This window comes from Gluconobacter sp. DsW_058 (assembly GCF_002153615.1).
In the GTDB taxonomy this organism is placed as follows: Bacteria; Pseudomonadota; Alphaproteobacteria; order Acetobacterales; family Acetobacteraceae; genus Gluconobacter; species Gluconobacter cerinus.
Window position 1 is genome coordinate 18320 of sequence record NZ_JOPH01000039.1, and the last position, 14770, is coordinate 33089.

The following is a 14770-nucleotide window of genomic DNA, read 5'->3' on the forward strand; positions in this document are numbered from 1 at the left end:
TGCAGCCTATCTGCCTCCGCCCATGAAACTGGCTTGTCAGGGTTGCAGAATCGCAACGGCCCCGTCAAGGCTGCTGAGGGTTAATCGCCCTTCCAGCATCTCCGTAAAGCCTGATCCAAACACGCCTTCGAGCATGGCCCGTTTGCGAGGAAAATCATACCAGTGTCGCTTGGTTACAGAGAGCAACGGCATCACCGGGTACTGTGCGTCTCCAATTTTCAGGCGCTGCCTGAGCCATTGCCGAGCAGTGTCTTCGTCTCCCAACTCGTCGATCAGGCCCAGGCTCAAAGCCTGACGACCCGTATAGGCCCGACCATCCGCAAGGCTTCGCACCTTGTCTTCAGGCATGTGCCGCCCTTTAACCACCATGGCGACGAACTGATCGAAGAGATCATTGACCAATCCCTGAAGCATCATGCGCCCTTCTGGCGTCAGATGACTTGTGGGATCAGTCTGATCTTTCATGGCGCCAGACGTAATAGCAGCAACATCAATGCCGACACGCCCCAGCAGCTGAGAAAGATCGGGCCGCTGCAGGATTACACCGATCGAGCCCGTCAGCGTTGAAGGCAATGCCACGATATGCTGCGCTGGAACTGAGAGCATGTAGGCGGCAGACGCGCCCATATCACCCATCGTGACGACAACAGGCTTTACCTGTGCAAATTTCTCGATCGAGTCGTGCAGACGTTCCCCGCCCGTGACACCACCGCCCGGACTATCAACAACCAGTAGTAGTCCGGTTACTGAAGAGGACTTCTGTGCTTTGCGAAGAGCCGTCGTGATCTGGGAAACGTCATTTCCGATCACGCCGTGAATAACCAGACGCGCAATGTGCGGACGCGCATCTAAACTGGAAACAGTTGAGTGGCTTTTACCAACAGCAATAATAAGCGCTGCAATAAAAAACAGAAGCGCAGCGCCCCTCCAGAGAAGGAGGCGCTTGCTGTCAGCCATTGATCGGAGAAGCGTCTCTGCCTCTAAACTCATGAAACAGTATTCTCCGACCACATGACAGATAGTGCTTTTTCAGAAAGACAATTCCAGAAAGCCAGGAATTAGTCCTGTTTTTTGGACTGACGCGTCCGGCCAGTTTCTTTCTTGCTTTCGCCTGTTGCGCTGATCTTGCGGCCCAGACCGATTTCGCGAGCCAGAGCCGAGCGACGCTGTGCATAGTTCGGAGCAACCAGCGGATAATCGGACGGAAGACCCCAACGCTCGCGATACTGCTCTGGGGACATATTATAAGCGCTCTGAAGGTGCCGCTTGAGCATCTTCAGCTTTTTACCGTCTTCAAGGCAGACGATGTAATCCGGGAATACTGAACGCTTGATCGGCACAGCAGGCTGCGGACGCTCTGGCTGCGGCTCTTCCTGTGGAGCACCAGCATTTGCAAGAGCTTCATAAACCTGGCGGATCAATGCCGGGAGAGACGCCGCATCCACATTACCCTTGGAAACCTGTGCAGCAACGATCTGCGCTGTAAGCTCCAACAGATCCGGGTGGGATGTATTCTCCGACATAATATCTTACCTTCCATTCAAAATAGCATTTTTACTATGCTCAACAGCTTGAAATCATTCTGCCGAGCCTGTTTGCAGAATATATACCCAATACCACCGAGATAGCCACTCAACTTTAATACCAAATTGACCACACGTTCCTTAAAAAAGAAGTAATCACTTCAGAGCGTGTTTCGGAATTCGCTAATTTTCTTTCCGGGAAGCCTTATGCAAACCGTTGACGCTACACTCTGTTCACCAAGTGATTTTTCAGGATGGCGAACACAATCGCGTAATTTCCTGAGCAAGCGAATCCCGGCGTCTTCCATCACTTGGAGTATTAGAGCGCCTGCCGCTCTTTACGCAGCGAAAACAGATCGGGATTTACCTGACACTCCCTCCCCGTTGCGTCTGCCCCGAAAATTTGCGGCCCTGATCCCGTCCGTGTTTGCATCCGATATTCTGGAGAGATTTGATGTTCTCTATCGCGCACTGGAACATATCCAAGAGCACGGAAGCCCGCTTGAGACAGACATCACCCGGTTTGAGCAGATTGCCAGCACCGTACGAGAGCAAATTCTTGAATTGAGAGGCGCGTTCCCAGAGAACCGGATAACAGACTGGCAGATCATTCGAACACGCCAAAAGTTACAACTCATAGACAGTCAGAGATCCCCTCTTATTAGACTACGGGTTTCTCCTTGGGTTCTCCTTTCAGACGAGACGACTCTTTGCTGGGACGGCCACAAGTACCGCGTTGGACCACCCATTGATGACGCAGGACAATCAGAGGCAGATCTAATTCGTCTTGCACAGAAAGCGGCGACGGCCGGGCAAGACAATGCCTTTTGGACCAACCCGGCCACAGTGCATGTCACACCTGATCTGGAGGAGATTGAAAAGACGTCCTCTTTGTCAAACCTGCGGTCCCTCGCCGTCGATTGTTCTCTCTGTGATCTTTGTCACCACGCGTCACGCACCGTTTCCGGAGAAGGCACAACGCAGGCCCAGATCCTCTTTGTTGGCGAGCAACCAGGAGATCAGGAAGATCTTCAGGGAAGACCATTTGTTGGCCCAGCCGGACAACTCTTCGAGCGCGCACTTCAGGAAGCCGGGGGCAATCGGGAACAGGCCTGGATCAGTAACGCAGTCAAACATTTCAAATTTGTCCGCCGCGGTGCAAGACGCATTCATCAGAAACCCGATGCGACAGACGTAAAATCCTGCTCCCCGTGGATTACAGCTGAACGGCGTATCCTTCAGGCAAAGGTTACAGTTCTGCTCGGCGTGACCGGAGCAAGTTCCGTTCTTGGACGACCCATCACTATTTCACGGGAGCGTTCCCGTTACATGACTTTGGACGATGGCAGTACTGGCATTGTGACTGTCCATCCCTCTTACCTGCTCAGAATTCCGGATGAGGACAGCAGGACACGCGAATACACAAAATTTGTTGCAGATCTGAGAATGGCCATTTCCGCTCTCGCCTAATTGACGGCTTCAGGAGTAAGAAAGCCGCACAATGAGTGGTAGTACTACGTCAACAGGACGTCCGACTCCGAACAGTTCCCCATCAGGTGCAGGTGCGTCAGCCGCTCTGCGGCCCAGGGTCAAGCTGCCCCTGTCATGGATCTATGCGCCATCCGCAGCGACCCTGACTTTTGCTCTGCGAAATACATTTGCAGCCTGTCTCGCCATCGGAATTGCATTCTGGATGGAGCTGGACAGTCCTGCATGGGCCGCAATGACTGTCTGGGCTGTTGCGCAGGCCACTCGTGGGGAAAGCCAGTCCAAAGCCAAATGGCGTATCATTGGAACAATTACCGGAGCGGTCGCATCCATTGCGTTGATGGCTGCCGCGCCTCAGGCACCTTGGCTCTTCTTCCCCATGATCGCCGTCTGGATTGGCGTGTGCAGTGGGCTCGCAACATTTGTAAGTAACTTCCGCTCCTATGCTCTTGTTCTTGCAGGATATACCTGCTCGATCATCTGCATGGATGCGGCTTCCGATCCGGACAATATCTTCACCGTTGCCGTTTCCCGAACCACTTACATTACCCTTGGCGTTCTGTGTGAAGCCTTCATGGGTCTGATCTTTGCCACCACTCAGGAACGGCAGGCCCGGATCCAACTCCGCCAGAAGCTGGAATCTGCTCTGGTTCTCGTTACGAAGACGCTTACGAGTATTCTCGGTGAGGAACGCGGCGCCCTGAATGCCGCACGCAGACAATTTGGCACCATCCTCAGCATTAACGACCAGATTGAATTTGCAGAAGTCGAGATGGGCCCGCATGGACACGAAGGTGACCATGCCCGTGCGGCTCTGGCCTCCGTATCAGCCCTGCTCTCTCGCGGGTTCGGTATGGCAATGCGCCTGCAACTTCTGAACCATGACCACCCTGCCTTCACGCAGGCCGCTGATGAGATCCTCTCGTTTCTGAAGGATTTCCCGAAGCGGATTGCCAATACTGAGTCCGTTCCGGATCTTTTGGCAGAACTCCAGCATCTCCGTGATGTTTGCCGCCTGTATGCTGCCCCTCACCGGATTACCGATCTGGAGAACAGCAATGAACCCATTCCGGGAACAGACCCGTTCGATCTACGCCTGAATGAGCAGGATACCGAGACACACCTCGATGAACGCGTTCTCTTCATGTCACTTGGAGAATTGCTCGGGGATCTGGAACTCGCCATCAAGGAATACGAGGCCAGTACACACTCCATTCCAGGCGATCATTTTCATTTTCAACGCCAGACCCACCGTGACACACGCGAAGCTATTCATAATGGCCTCCGCGGAGCATGCGCCGTACTGGTTACGGCCCTGATTTATGAAATCACAGCGTGGCCAAGCGGACTTGGCTTTATCGCCATTACAACGCTGGTCTGTGGCTTGTTTGCGACCAAAGAAAACCCAGTCCTTGGGACCACGGAGTTCCTGAAAGGAGCACTGGTCGCTTACATTGTGGCCTGGATACTTGTCTTTGTGCTCATGCCCAAAGTCACAACGTTTGAAACCCTGACGCTTTTCCTAGGGCCGGCCATGTTCCTTGGCGGTCTGGCGAAAGGCAACCCCTCCACTGCTGGCGGCGCGGCAGCTTACGGCCTTCTCCTTCCTGCCATGCTTGGGTTGGAGAACCATCACGTCATGAACGAAGTGGCATTTTATAACGGCAATATGGCCGTCGTTATGGCAGTGGGCATCAGCGTTCTGGTTTTCAGGACAGTATTGCCGTTCAACAGTTCTGATGAACGGTTGCGTCTCCGCAGAATTATGCTGGCTGAACTGCGCGGCCTCGCAGATCCCGCACAGACACCACAAATCAGTATCTGGATCGGCCGTAACACGGATCGTTTCGCACGTCTGATCCGCCATGCTGGCCCCACCCCTGCTCCGCTCATCGAAGCCTGTATTCTGGGGACGCTCGCCACACTCACGCTGGGTCTGAACATTATTCGCCTACGAACCCTCTTGGACCGCGAATACCTTCCCGACAGCGCAAGACGCCCGATCCAACTGGTGCTCCATTACGTCGAGCAGTCTACCCGACGCCATGATAAGGCCGCTCGTGTCGCCAATGCGGCCGTAAGACGACTGCGCGCACTGGATGAGCATGAGACAGATCTGGTCACGCGACTGGAAATGACGCGGGCAATCACTTACCTCGTCGTTATTGCTTATACGATGCAAACGAACGCAGACTTCCTGGATGCCAGCCGCCCATTTAGAGGCGAGCGCAGCCATCTGAAAGTACAAGAGTCCCGTTAGGCGACAAGAGAAGTACGCTTCTCGCATAGCTTGGGAATTTCGAAGATTGCAGAGCGATTACAACCCACTCTGATTTGTTCCCAATACCGCGACACAACCCACGCTCCAAGACGGAAGATAGTCTTCGTAAGGGTTAAGGTCAGATACACAGATCTTAGAAATCATGGCGGAGAGGGTGTCCGCCGATGTGGGGCGTCACGGAAAAGCAGACCAGCGCAATAACCCTTGTTTTTCATGGTTTTACAGAAATTCATGCCATCCTGAAGAAGCAGATAGACGCATTGAAACCCATCCCGTAAGGTGGGACGGAAGATGGGACTGAAAAGCCATGAGCAAGCTTCCGCCGAACCAGATGAATGCCCGCAAGGTCGCCTCCCTCAAAGACGGGGTTCACGGCGATGGCGGAAATCTATGGATCACCGTCCGGGGCGACACCCGGGCCTGGACCTTTCGCTACAAAAGCCCTGAGACCGGTAAAAGACGGGAGATGGGACTCGGTCCCGCCCGGGATATTTCTCTGGCCGATGCCCGGCTCCGGGCAGCCGAGAACCGGCGCCTGCTTCTGGAAGGGCTCGACCCTCTCGAAGAGAAAGCCCGGCAGAAGGGACCTGACGTTCAGGAGCGCACCTTCGCACAGGTTGCCGAGCAGTACATCACCGAGCAGGCGCCGGGCTGGAAAGATCCGCGCTCGGCGCCCATGTGGCGCAGCTCTCTGGAGCGTCATGTTTCTCCCATCCTCGGCCGGAAACCGATTGGCAGCGTGCAGACAGAAGACGTGCTCGCCGTCCTGCGACCGATCTGGGAGAGCACGACCGAAACCGCAACACGGCTGCGTGGACGGATGGAGCGTATTCTGGACTACGCGCAGAGCCATCACTGGCGCGAGGGGGAGAACCCGGCACGGTGGCGGGGGCACCTGGCGAACATCCTTCCCAAACCCACAGCAGTCACGAAGGTGGTGCATCATGCCGCCTTGCCCTATCGCGACCTCCCGCCAGTCTACAGTCGGCTCGGCGCCGAGCATGGCGTGGGAGCCTTGGCCGCACGGTTCGTCTGCCTGACCGCCACCCGGTCTGGCGAGGTCCGCAAGGCCCTGTGGTCGGAGATCGATCTGAAGAAAAAGATCTGGACCATCCCGGCCGAGCGGATGAAGGCCGGGCGGGAGCATCGTGTGCCCCTGACGGGCGGAGCGATGGCTTTGCTGTATAAAGTCCAGACTCTGAGATCCAGTCTCGGTGAGGACAGTTTCGTGTTTCCCGGTGGCCGGGTCGGATCACCATTGAGCGATGTCGCGGTCTCCAAAGCCCTCCATCAGGCCGCAGGCACGAAGGATGTGACGATCCATGGTTTGCGCTCCAGCTTCCGGGACTGGGCGGCCGAGGAAACCGACTTTCCACGCGAGGTCGCCGAAATGGCTTTGGCCCATGCCATCGGTGACAAGGTCGAGGCGGCCTATCGTCGCGGGGATCTCTTCAACAGGCGTTCAGAGATGATGCATGCCTGGGAACGCTTCTGCGCCGGGCAATCCAGTGAGGCGGTCGCAAAGCCTCAGCGTCCCAATCCTGACAGCGCCCCGCTCTTCACCTGGAAAGACTCTGACATCGGGGATTCAGACGCCTGAACAGGCCTCAAACTTCAAAAACCTTTCCGGATAAGGAATGGTTTCAGCGCCTTCAGAACCCCGTCTCCGCGTCTGTGGCAAAATGCATGAAGTCTGCCGATCGCCCTGAAGGCCCCTCAAACGCCCGATGACGCGTCACACATGCGTCATTCATGCGTCATGCTGGTCCGAACACTCTCCGTGACGCGTCATCCATGCGTCATACGCCGAGGGTGGATCAGAGCGAGACCCGATCAGCAACTGCAGACCATGGCACTGCGCCATAAAATCGTACTGCCAGATTGTCCGAAATGGCACGATAACAGGTTTTTGGAGCAAGGCTCCAAAAACCCTTTTAAAACAGCACCTTAAAACCGTTTCATGTTCGTGCCCCGCCGGGGGCGTCCGCATCACGTTGTGACGCGTCATCCGGACCTGCACGCGCCCCCGTTCCGGGGTCGCGCCGCCCTGAGGGCGGCGGTGCAGAACCCGGCCTCTCTCCCTCTCTCATGACGGGAAATGATCAGAGAGGTTCTGTCGTTTTTTTGGCTTCGCGAGGGAGGACCGGGCTGGTCCTCACCCCAGAGGGCTCACGCGGGGCGTGAGCTGGAATGGTCGCCGTGCGACCAGAGCTAGGGTTTTCTCTCTGGGGCTCTCTTCTCTTTGGAGCCTTTCGCAATGACCAGATCATTCACCGAACTCGACACGCTTTTTGACACCCACGCCGTCCTGGCAGGCGTCGTTCTTCCCACCCTGCGCGATGTGATCGCACAGCCTGGAGCCTTCACCAGCGACACGCGGCTTGAGGGCACGCTGATCGTTCTGGCGCAGACAGTCCGCTCACTGAACCGGGCTCTGACGGAGAACGCAGGAGACCGGACATGACGTCCTTCCTGTGCACGGACCTGGCTGTCCGCCTGATGGGTCTTGTCTCCTCCCGCGATCGCCCGGACGCTCCGCTCGGGCCGACCGGGACAGCGATCTGTCTGTACGATCTTGTTCTGTCCCGGGCCGAACCCTTCGCCGTAACGGAGCGCCTGGGCCTGTGGTTTCCCTGCCAAGCGGCCGATCAGGATCCGGCCAACAGACAGGCTCTGCGGGATCAGATCCTGCAGCAGCCCATGCCGTCACCAGTCGGTGCAGCGGAGCACACTGAAGATGGCGCTTTTCTCTCTCCTGGCCTGCTTCCAGATCTCGTTCTGCTTATCGGGGAACGAGAGATGACCTGGCTCGGGCCCTGCTCAACGAAAACAGCGCAGGTCATGACCCTTGCCGATCTGATGCACCAGCTTGCGCCAGAGTTGGCAGGGATTGGAGATGATCCGGAAAGACTTCTGGCCCGGTTTGCAGCGGAAGACCGCTCGGGCGTCCATCCGGCTTCCGATCTCGTCCGCATTTATGCCGCGGCAAGACTGATCGAGGCGCTTTGGACCGGACAGATGCCTGGGAGCGGCCTCCCGTATCGCCTGTAACGCCTGACACCGACAGGTCGGACAACTCCGGCCTTTCATTTTCTCCCCACAAAAATCTGGATGCTTCATGCTTCTTACAAAAACCCCGGTCGCTGCTGCGACCGTGTCCCGACACGTGCGCTCTTTCTTCGAGCCCACGGATGACGATCTCGATCTGTATCGCGACATCAGTCTCAGACTGAAGGCACAACCGCCCTCAAGCCTGTTCCGCTACCTTCAGCCGGCGGGGCGGCATCTCACGCAACTGGGTGATGAAGGACCCGGCGTCTGGGCCGGTCTCCTGCGCACGGTCGAGCAGCGCTGGCCGTGTCTGCCCAGCCATGGCCGCGTTGCCTCTGACGGAACGCGGCTGAATTCAACCCCGGAGCGGATTGCCTATGAGGCGATCAAACCCGTCGTTCCGCGAGATGTTGCGCTGGATCTGGAAATTGCCCTCGACCCGTTGCAGCAGCCGCGGTTCTATTCCGATTTCGCCATCCGTCACGGCTCGCGTGTGATGCATATCGAGATCGTGGGCGCCTGCGGTGCGGACCGCGTGACACGCAATGACTGGGAAGCGCATCTGCTGGCCCAGTTTGACCGGCGTCTGGAGGTCTACCGGCAGAAGCGCCTTACGCCCGAGATCTGGTATCTCAACGACCTCCTTGAGCCAGCGCAGTTACAGAAGCGTTTCCTCGCCCTGGTAGCACAGCTGCGCGCGGGAGGCAGATCATGACCCAGGGTCCGATCCGGCTGCCGCGCTGGCCCATCACGCGCCTGAAACTGCTCGATATCACGCCGGATCAGAAAGGAGCGCCCTATGCGGGCGCTCCCGTCACGCTGCTGCAAAGGGATGGCTTCGTCGAAGGACGCAGCCTTCTCTGGCTCGGCGCCCCCCGGCGTTCCTCGGGTCATCTGGAGGAAAGTCTCGACGAGCATGGGCAGCCTGCCCTGAGCATCAGCGATTCCCTGTTCCGGGCCGTGATGCCGGTGGATGCCCCGCGACCCTTTGTTCTGGCAGGGTTTCACATGTCCTTCCTGCGCCGCGTGCTGGGTGGGCCGCAGGATCGACCGCCTCATGATCTCTGCCTGTACCGGCTCGCACGCCAGCGGGCGTCCTGGTTGCGGCCGTGCGGGTTGCAGGAATCCGTCCTCGAACTGCGGACAGACCTGATGACAGAACTGACGCAGGACAGCCCTTTTCTGCGTTTGAACTGCGCAGCTGCTTTGCTTGAAACACTGCTGGAGTGGGAGCCGCTGACCCGGCTGCTGGTGCTGTCAGGCAATGTTGTCTCTCCACCGCCTGGCGAGGAGGAACCTTTCGGCCAGGCCGCAGAGTGGGGCTGCCTGCCTCAAGGCCCCGCCATGCTGGAAGACTGAGTGACCAGCGGATGCGTCGACGGTGACTTAGGAAGGTTTGAAAATGCCCTCAGACCCGGACGATGCATCCAGCTCTTCAGCGGCCTGGGTTACCCCCCTCTGCTCGCAACAGCAGAGGGGCTCTCTTTTGTGTAAACTCAGTCCAGCCCGCGAAGCCTGCGACGGTCTTCAGCGGCTTTCAGTTTGCGAAGAAACGGTTCACGCGACCCGCTCCAGACGCTCATGCCCAGAACGAACGCAAAAAGCGGATGCCAGGGCAGAGCCAGGGCGATGCCGCATAAAAGACAGGCTCCCGTTCCGAACCACGAGACATATCTCAGCAGAACCCGCGTTTCGTCTTCCTCGGCGCCATACTCTTCGAGATAGGCAGCCAGACGGGCCGCGCGTTTTGCTTCGGTCGCTTCGCTGTACAGACCGTCTGTTGAAGACATCATGAGCGCTTATCTCCCCCAGTGGGCATGGAAGACGGCCCGGATCACCAATGCCGTACCCAGCATCAGAGCCGCAGGCGGCAGGATGTCGCGCGCCTTCAGCCAGGCGAACAGCCTGACCGAAGACCCCAGAGCCAGAACCAGCAGGAGAAGAACGATGAGGACAAGAAGGAGAGACACGACCATGTCAGACGCCCCCTGACAGGCAAGAACAGGGGCCAGACCGGAAGACACAACGGGACAGAGACATCATCGCAGCTCCTTGCAGTTCCTGTGCGGCAGGACGGCCCTGCACACACGATGAACTCAACGAAGCTGATGATCTACGATTTCCCGTGTACCGTCAATACGAATGCGCGCCCGTTTGTAGAAACAGGTTCCCGTATATCAAGAACGCCTCAGGGATGAGGCACGCCGCCGATCCAGACCACTTCGCCGAGCAGCTTAAAGCAGTCCAGGCGATCGGCCTCGACGTCCTGAGGCGGGTAGCGATGATTGTCAGCAATCACCCGGACCCCACCACCGAGTTTGGGATCAAGACGACGGATCAGCACAGCGCCAGCGCTCTCCAGCGCATAGAGCGCGCTGCCCGTCACAGCCGTGACGCTCCGGTCCACGATGACCAGATCGCCTGAGGACAAAGTCGGCTCCATCGCATCCCCTGCATTGCTGATGAGGCAGAGGGACGTGAGGTCCCGAGGAATGACGCTTTGCAACCAGTCACGGCCAATCCGCAGACCGTCTTCATGAAGGTTATACCAGGGCACGACGATCTGACGGGTCGATGTGGTCTGGACCGCTGTCGCCCCGGAAGGTGAGCCGCCTGCCGTGCCGAAGGCGATCCAGTCCAGAGACACGCCGCAGACCCGGGCCAGTGACGCAAGGGCGGAGAACTTCATCTCCCCGCCATTCATGTAGTCCCTCAGGGTCGTATACGGCACGGCCGCCGCCTTGGCGGCATGGGTGATGCCAATACTCTGGGCCGCTTCGCGGAGGCGCTCGCCGCGCTCGCGCATCAGGCGGATCTGATCGTCCATGAGTTTACGCTTTCGCCTGGAATGTCGGGGCACGCAGAGGGTCCTCATTCGGAAATGAGGCATGAATACGATATTCCGCTTGATATGGAAGCCGGAAAACCGTATCTCTTGGCATCGAAATGTTGCGTGGCCCGTGACTCGTCATCGTCAGATCCTCGCATGAAACCGACATTTTTGTCCAAGGGATTGTCATGCCTGAAGATCCACTGTTGCCACCACCCCGTCCAGCCGGTCTCGAGGACCTGCATGCTGGCCTGCATGACGTGCTGCGTCTGATCGAGATCGAGCATGCGCTGCTCAAAGGGCGGCTGGAGAGCCTGCGGGCGGATACGGAAGGCGCGCGCCTGCTGGAAGGCGTGATGGTGCTCGGGGCCGTGCTGCAGCAGCGGATGGGCGGTCTGCTCCAGCTCTGCCGTGAGGTCGGGAAGCTGTGACGGAGTGGTCGGTCGGACACAGCGCGTCCTGACCCTGCCGTTTGCTTCATCGAAGCCCCGTTGTTCCCTTCCATACGGTCATCATCTCTTATGCCAGAATACTCAGACCCGTCTTCTGAGCACATCGTGCTGGACGGACACGGCCCTGCGCGTGCCCTTTCTTTTGGTACCTATCCGTTGACGGATGTGCAGAAGAAGATCCGGAAAGCCTTTTTCAACACGCCCTTGGGGTACAGCCGTCTGCGTCGGCCGTTCATGGAGCGGTTCAGGAAAGACTGCTCCTCAGGTCCTGTTGATGCGACCCTGTTCGGACTGAAGGTGCGGTTTTATCCGCAGGATAACCAAACGGATGCAAAATCAGCGGTTTGTGGCGCGTGCTACAATCATCGCGAGCTGAAATGGCTGCGGCGCCATCTGCCGAAAGGCGGCACGTTTGTGGATGTCGGTGCGAATATGGGGTTCTTTTCCCTGTATGCCGCCCAGCGGGAAGCCCGTGTCATCGCCATCGAGCCGAACCCGGTGCTGTTCGAGCGCCTGACAACCAATCTGAGGCTGAACGGGATGCAGGCCGATCTCTTCCGTGTGGCCGTGGGCGATCAGGACGGCTCTGGTCAGCTTGTGCAGGTGAACGGGGATTTTGGCGGCGGTCGGATCGGTGCGGGGCACGGTGCTGCGGTGCGGATACGTCCGCTTGTGGATATTCTGCAGGCCTGCGATGTGACGGCCGTGCATGTTCTGAAGATCGACATCGAAGGTTATGAAGACCGAGCGCTGCTACCGTTTTTTCGCGAGGCCCCTGCGACGCTATGGCCCGATCATCTCATCATGGAAGACACCGAGCATGGCCGGTGGGCCCAGGACGTCTTTCCGGTGCTGCGGCGCTGTGGGTATGAACGCCGCTCCCGCAGCCGGGGGAATATCCTGCTCTCCAGGTTTTGAGGGGATCTGGTGAGGAGAAGCTTGTCAGCTAAGGGGGGGGAAGCGGAATGTCTGGTTTCGGATGGGAACTGGAAAAACCGGACATTCGTTTGGTAGTCCTATTTATAGTTCCCACTCAATTGTTCAAAACCAAGCTAGAGCATTGATATAGCTTGGTTTTTTATCAAGCGGAGCGCAATATGCCGTTTCTCGGGCCGTCAAAATCATACGGTGTAGATTTTAAAGGGAAATCAGCCTGAAATTTTTTGCGCGGTTTCGACATCTATCGGCACCAATCGACCATTTGAGCCGAATATTCTGGTCCGCATCAATCTGCTGCCGACCTCGAAAAGTACCATCATCGCGAGTTTTAGCAGACCGGAACCCGGAAATCGAGGCCGCGTGTCACACGACCCGAAGCGATCAAATCCGCCCCTTGCATGTCAGAAAAGGATACATTATTTTCTGACGCATGAAGATGATCGCCGCCTCTGTTCCTGACCGGGTTATGAAGCGCGTCCGCGCCAGCGGACGCGGCAGCGCCTTCACGCCCAGCGACTTCCTCACCGTCGCCGTACGATCTTCTGTTGACCAGGCTCTTTGTCGGCTGGTCAAGGGCGGTCAGCTTCGTCGTTTAGCCCGCGGGCTGTACGATTTTCCCAAGCTGCATCCGAAGCTCGGGCCTCTCTCGCCCGCTCCCGATGATGTTGCGCAGGCGCTCGCCCGCGAGACCGGCTCGCAGGTGCAGATTGCCGGGGCACGGGCAGTCAACGCGCTCGGTCTTTCGACGCAGGTCCCCGCCCAAAGCACCTATCTGACCGACGGACCGTCGCGACGCGTCGTGCTGGGAAAGCGCGTCGTCGATCTTCGCCACGCCTCGCCCAAGCATCTGATCGCTCCGGGCAGTCCTGCCGGTACTGTGGTTCAGGCGCTTCGCCATGTCGGACCTGCTCGGGCTGCTGACGTAGCGCAGATCGCGGCGCGCCGGCTGTCGCCCAATGACAAAAAGACGCTGGCCTCGGCCGCCATTCAGGCGCCCGCCTGGATGCGCCCGACACTTGTCTCGATCGCAAGCGCAGCGACGGCCGATATCGATGGATAACGTCGCCCTGCTTCCCACCGACGATCGCGCTGCTCTCTTCGGAGAAACCGGCGCACGTCGGGGCGTTGCCAACACCATCATCGAAAAGGACTTCTGGGTCTGCTGGAGCCTGAGACGTCTTTTCGGCCTGCCCAAGGGCGCGACAGCGTCTCTCGTCTTCAAGGGAGGTACGTCGCTTTCCAAAGCTTTCGACGCTATCCGCCGTTTTTCGGAGGACATCGATCTATCTTTTGATCGGGCCGAACTCGGATACACTGGCGAGCGCGATCCCGAGAAAGACGGGATCTCCAAGAAGCAAGCTGCGCGACTGATCGAAGATCTGGTTGGCGACGTCGAGCGTCACATAGCGGAAAAGCTGCTACCGGCGCTCCGTGCTGCGATCGTAGGACAGCTCGGCGAGCCGACCAACGGCGAGTGGAGGCTGGAGATCGATGCCGGAGACGCCCAAATGGTCAACTTTCATTATCCGACGGCACTGCCCGTTACCGAATATGAAGGCATGGCCTACATCACGCCGCGCGTGAAGCTTGAACTCGGCGCGCGAGGCGATCCATGGCCAACGGAAGAGAAAGTCGTTCGCCCTTATGCGGCGGAGGAGTATCCTGACTTTTTCAAGCATCCCGACACCAACGTGACGGTGTTGTCAGCACGGCGCACCTTTTGGGAAAAGGCGACCGCGCTTCATGCTGAAGCGCACCGCCCCGCGGAATCGCCCACGCCGCAATATTTCTCGCGGCACTATTATGACCTCGCCATGCTCCTCGATACGGAGGAAGGTAAAGCTGCGACGACCGATCTTGATCTGCTGGCGCAGGTGGCCAAACACAAGGCAACGTTCTTCCGCTCCGGCTGGGCCAGCTATGACAGCGCGCGGCCAGGAACGCTGCGGCTCGTGCCCAATGAGGCGCGTATCAAAGATCTGCGGGCCGATTACCGAGACATGGCGCCAATGATGTTCGATAGATCGCCACCTTTGTTCGACGACATACTTGCGAAAATCGCGACCATACAAGAAATAATAAACGCATAGCGCGAAGCAACTTTCCCGGGGAATTAGTCATCTCGATACTTTTTACAGATCAGAATTTGGCACGCGACCTCGTCGATTGTTTTCGAGCGCGCCCCCGCCTCTCGCACTTTCCGAGT

Annotated in this window: 16 protein-coding genes; 11 read left to right on the forward strand and 5 right to left on the reverse strand. The window is 58.0% G+C overall.

Annotation, left to right across the window (positions count from 1 at the left end; all coding sequences use genetic code 11):
• Nucleotides 1-36: 36 nt before the first annotated feature.
• Nucleotides 37-990, reverse strand: coding sequence for a signal peptide peptidase SppA (gene sppA / locus HK24_RS08695; protein WP_086634138.1), 954 nt, complete (start codon nucleotides 988-990; stop codon nucleotides 37-39).
• A gap of 68 nt (nucleotides 991-1058) precedes the next feature.
• On the reverse strand, nucleotides 1059-1523 hold the full coding sequence (locus HK24_RS08700) for a MucR family transcriptional regulator (RefSeq protein WP_086634139.1): 465 nt from the start codon (nucleotides 1521-1523) through the stop codon (nucleotides 1059-1061).
• 207 nt (nucleotides 1524-1730) lie between these two features.
• On the opposite strand from HK24_RS08700, the gene HK24_RS08705 reads away from it, so the two are divergent.
• From HK24_RS08705 to HK24_RS08735, 7 genes are all read left to right on the forward strand, one after another.
• Nucleotides 1731-2993 (forward strand): UdgX family uracil-DNA binding protein, encoded by a 1263-nt coding sequence (locus HK24_RS08705; protein WP_086634140.1) that lies wholly within the window; start codon nucleotides 1731-1733, stop codon nucleotides 2991-2993.
• Between the two features lie 31 nt (nucleotides 2994-3024).
• Entirely contained in the window at nucleotides 3025-5271 is a 2247-nt protein-coding gene (locus tag HK24_RS08710) for an FUSC family protein (RefSeq protein ID WP_046901387.1), read from the forward strand.
• Nucleotides 5272-5599: 328 nt separating this feature from the next.
• Entirely contained in the window at nucleotides 5600-6892 is a 1293-nt protein-coding gene (locus HK24_RS08715) for a phage integrase central domain-containing protein (protein WP_086634141.1), read from the forward strand.
• A 657-nt stretch (nucleotides 6893-7549) separates the two neighbouring features.
• Nucleotides 7550-7756: a hypothetical protein gene (locus tag HK24_RS08720; protein ID WP_048843891.1), complete on the forward strand. Its 207-nt coding sequence runs from the start codon at nucleotides 7550-7552 to the stop codon at nucleotides 7754-7756.
• Nucleotides 7753-8343, forward strand: a complete 591-nt coding sequence (locus HK24_RS08725) for a hypothetical protein (protein WP_086634142.1) — start codon at nucleotides 7753-7755, stop codon at nucleotides 8341-8343. The genes HK24_RS08720 and HK24_RS08725 overlap by 4 nt, the downstream gene beginning before the upstream one ends.
• Before the next feature lie 67 nt (nucleotides 8344-8410).
• Nucleotides 8411-9058, forward strand: coding sequence for a hypothetical protein (locus tag HK24_RS08730; RefSeq protein ID WP_086634143.1), 648 nt, complete (start codon nucleotides 8411-8413; stop codon nucleotides 9056-9058).
• A complete protein-coding gene (locus HK24_RS08735) occupies nucleotides 9055-9702 on the forward strand; it encodes a hypothetical protein (RefSeq protein ID WP_086634144.1) in 648 nt (215 codons plus the stop codon). The genes HK24_RS08730 and HK24_RS08735 overlap by 4 nt, the downstream gene beginning before the upstream one ends.
• Before the next feature lie 137 nt (nucleotides 9703-9839).
• On the opposite strand, the gene HK24_RS08740 is transcribed toward HK24_RS08735, so the two are convergent.
• The 3 genes from HK24_RS08740 to HK24_RS08750 form a co-directional block, all read right to left on the reverse strand.
• Nucleotides 9840-10136: a hypothetical protein gene (locus tag HK24_RS08740; protein ID WP_086634145.1), complete on the reverse strand. Its 297-nt coding sequence runs from the start codon at nucleotides 10134-10136 to the stop codon at nucleotides 9840-9842.
• A 6-nt stretch (nucleotides 10137-10142) separates the two neighbouring features.
• Entirely contained in the window at nucleotides 10143-10367 is a 225-nt protein-coding gene (locus HK24_RS08745; RefSeq protein WP_086634146.1) for a hypothetical protein, read from the reverse strand.
• 164 nt (nucleotides 10368-10531) lie between these two features.
• Nucleotides 10532-11170 carry a LexA family transcriptional regulator gene (locus HK24_RS08750; RefSeq protein WP_086634147.1) on the reverse strand — a complete coding sequence of 213 codons (639 nt, stop codon included), beginning with the start codon at nucleotides 11168-11170 and terminating at the stop codon, nucleotides 10532-10534.
• Nucleotides 11171-11361: 191 nt separating this feature from the next.
• Here HK24_RS08750 and HK24_RS08760 point away from each other — a divergent pair, with 191 nt between their 5' ends.
• The 4 genes from HK24_RS08760 (at nucleotide 11362) to HK24_RS08775 (ending at nucleotide 14654) form a co-directional block, all read left to right on the forward strand.
• Nucleotides 11362-11604, forward strand: coding sequence for a hypothetical protein (locus HK24_RS08760; RefSeq protein WP_007284186.1), 243 nt, complete (start codon nucleotides 11362-11364; stop codon nucleotides 11602-11604).
• Nucleotides 11605-11694: 90 nt separating this feature from the next.
• Nucleotides 11695-12543 carry an FkbM family methyltransferase gene (locus HK24_RS08765; RefSeq protein ID WP_086634149.1) on the forward strand — a complete coding sequence of 283 codons (849 nt, stop codon included), beginning with the start codon at nucleotides 11695-11697 and terminating at the stop codon, nucleotides 12541-12543.
• Between the two features lie 451 nt (nucleotides 12544-12994).
• Nucleotides 12995-13624, forward strand: coding sequence for a DUF6088 family protein (locus tag HK24_RS08770; RefSeq protein WP_198942098.1), 630 nt, complete (start codon nucleotides 12995-12997; stop codon nucleotides 13622-13624).
• On the forward strand, nucleotides 13617-14654 hold the full coding sequence (locus HK24_RS08775) for a nucleotidyl transferase AbiEii/AbiGii toxin family protein (protein ID WP_086634150.1): 1038 nt from the start codon (nucleotides 13617-13619) through the stop codon (nucleotides 14652-14654). The genes HK24_RS08770 and HK24_RS08775 overlap by 8 nt, the downstream gene beginning before the upstream one ends.
• Nucleotides 14655-14770: the final 116 nt, after the last annotated feature.

Coding starts and splice junctions, on each gene's coding strand:
- HK24_RS08760 (WP_007284186.1), top strand. CDS start 11,362: ATGCCTGAAGATCCACTGTTGCCACCACCCCGTCCAGCCGGTCTCGAG.
- sppA (WP_086634138.1), bottom strand. CDS start 990: ATGAGTTTAGAGGCAGAGACGCTTCTCCGATCAATGGCTGACAGCAAG.
- HK24_RS08750 (WP_086634147.1), bottom strand. CDS start 11,170: ATGGACGATCAGATCCGCCTGATGCGCGAGCGCGGCGAGCGCCTCCGC.
- HK24_RS08775 (WP_086634150.1), top strand. CDS start 13,617: ATGGATAACGTCGCCCTGCTTCCCACCGACGATCGCGCTGCTCTCTTC.
- HK24_RS08720 (WP_048843891.1), top strand. CDS start 7,550: ATGACCAGATCATTCACCGAACTCGACACGCTTTTTGACACCCACGCC.
- HK24_RS08710 (WP_046901387.1), top strand. CDS start 3,025: ATGAGTGGTAGTACTACGTCAACAGGACGTCCGACTCCGAACAGTTCC.
- HK24_RS08765 (WP_086634149.1), top strand. CDS start 11,695: ATGCCAGAATACTCAGACCCGTCTTCTGAGCACATCGTGCTGGACGGA.
- HK24_RS08735 (WP_086634144.1), top strand. CDS start 9,055: ATGACCCAGGGTCCGATCCGGCTGCCGCGCTGGCCCATCACGCGCCTG.
- HK24_RS08740 (WP_086634145.1), bottom strand. CDS start 10,136: ATGATGTCTTCAACAGACGGTCTGTACAGCGAAGCGACCGAAGCAAAA.
- HK24_RS08715 (WP_086634141.1), top strand. CDS start 5,600: ATGAGCAAGCTTCCGCCGAACCAGATGAATGCCCGCAAGGTCGCCTCC.
- HK24_RS08725 (WP_086634142.1), top strand. CDS start 7,753: ATGACGTCCTTCCTGTGCACGGACCTGGCTGTCCGCCTGATGGGTCTT.
- HK24_RS08700 (WP_086634139.1), bottom strand. CDS start 1,523: ATGTCGGAGAATACATCCCACCCGGATCTGTTGGAGCTTACAGCGCAG.
- HK24_RS08730 (WP_086634143.1), top strand. CDS start 8,411: ATGCTTCTTACAAAAACCCCGGTCGCTGCTGCGACCGTGTCCCGACAC.
- HK24_RS08705 (WP_086634140.1), top strand. CDS start 1,731: ATGCAAACCGTTGACGCTACACTCTGTTCACCAAGTGATTTTTCAGGA.
- HK24_RS08770 (WP_198942098.1), top strand. CDS start 12,995: ATGAAGATGATCGCCGCCTCTGTTCCTGACCGGGTTATGAAGCGCGTC.